Source organism: Dietzia sp. DQ11-44, from assembly GCF_014145205.1.
GTDB lineage: Bacteria > Actinomycetota > Actinomycetes > Mycobacteriales > Mycobacteriaceae > Dietzia > Dietzia natronolimnaea.
In genome coordinates, this window is record NZ_JAALEC010000662.1 from 1 (window position 1) to 1,388 (window position 1,388).

Here is a 1,388-nt window from a genome sequence, read left to right on the forward strand (position 1 = left end):
CGCGCGGTCCCGCACGCCCGCAGCCGGCCATCGCCGCCAGGCCGGTCGGGTTCGAGTCCCGTGTCCCGGGTGCGTCCGGCCCCGGGTCCTCGCCGGGACAAGCGGCCGAGGACGAGGTCTCACCCCTCGCCGCCCGGCCGGTGGGATACGTCCCCCGACCCGTGACCCTGCACCCCGTCCCCCGGACCTCCGTCCCGCCGACGACGTCGTCCGCCCTGTCGCTACCCGGGGGCGAGCGGTCCGAGACGATCACGTCCTCGACCGGTGTCGTCAGCGGTGAGGTGCATCCCGGGATCGCCCACTCGGACGCCCAGTTCGACGCCCGGATGGCGCTCGAACTCGGAGCCGTCGAGCTCACCATGGGCCGACTCGACGCCGCTCGCCTCGCGGAGTTCCGCATGCTGGCGGAGTCGGCCAACCAGTACATCCAGGGGGATCGCTTTCTCGACCCGGCGCGCTTCACCGCCGCGAACGCGCAGTTCCACGAATACCTCTTCCGGTGCACCGGCAACGAGGCCCTCCTGCAGGCCTACCGGATCCTGGAGGTCACCCGGGTGATGAACAGTGTCCTCCCGGACGCCCGCTGGGTGTCCGAGGACATCGTGCCGGAGCACCTCGAGATCGTCACCGCGTTCGAGAACGGGGATCGCGACGCGGCACGCTACCTGATCCGGCGCCACACCGAACACGCCAAGGCGACCATGCGGGCCGCGCTCGCCGACTCGTCCGTCGGGGTGGCGTCGTGAGCGCCCCGGTCGGTGACCACGACGCCGTCCCACCCGTTCTCTCCCCCGGCCGTTTCGACGGCCTGTCCGTTCTCGTCACCGGAGCGGTTCAGGGAATCGGTCGTGCGGTCGCCGACCGGGTCGTCCGGGAGGGCGGACTGGTCACCGCCGTCGACCGCGCGGAGGCGATCACCGAGGTCGCCGAGGACCTGACCGCCGTGTCGCCGGACGGCCACAGGGTGACCACGGTGGTCGCCGACCTCGAGACGTTCCAGGGCGCACACGTCGCGGCCGAGGCCGCACTCTCCGCCCACGGCCGGATCGACGTACTGATCAACAACGTCGGTGGCACGATCTGGGCCCGGCCCTACCACGAGTACTCGCCGGAACAGATCGAGAAGGAGGTGCGTCGTTCGCTGTTCCCCACGATGTGGATGTGCCGCGCGGTCCTGCCGTCGATGGTCTCCGTCGAGGCCGGAACCATCGTCAACGTGTCCTCGGTGGCCACGCGCGGCGTCAACCGGGCCCCGTACGCGGCGTCCAAGGGCGGGGTGAACGGACTGACCACAGCGCTCGCGCTCGAGGCGGCTCCACACGGGATCCGGGTGGTGGCCACCGCTCCCGGCGGAACGCTCGCCCCGGCGCGCCGCATCTCCCGCGGTG

Annotated in this window: 2 protein-coding genes; both read left to right on the plus strand. The window is 71.9% G+C overall.

Annotation, left to right across the window (positions count from 1 at the left end; all coding sequences use genetic code 11):
* The coding region (locus G6018_RS15200) for an FCD domain-containing protein (protein ID WP_182640066.1) at positions 1-746 on the plus strand (746 nt) is incomplete at its 5' end.
* On the plus strand, positions 743-1,388 hold a 646-nt coding region (locus G6018_RS15205; protein WP_182640067.1), incomplete at its 3' end, for an SDR family NAD(P)-dependent oxidoreductase. The genes G6018_RS15200 and G6018_RS15205, both read left to right, overlap by 4 nt.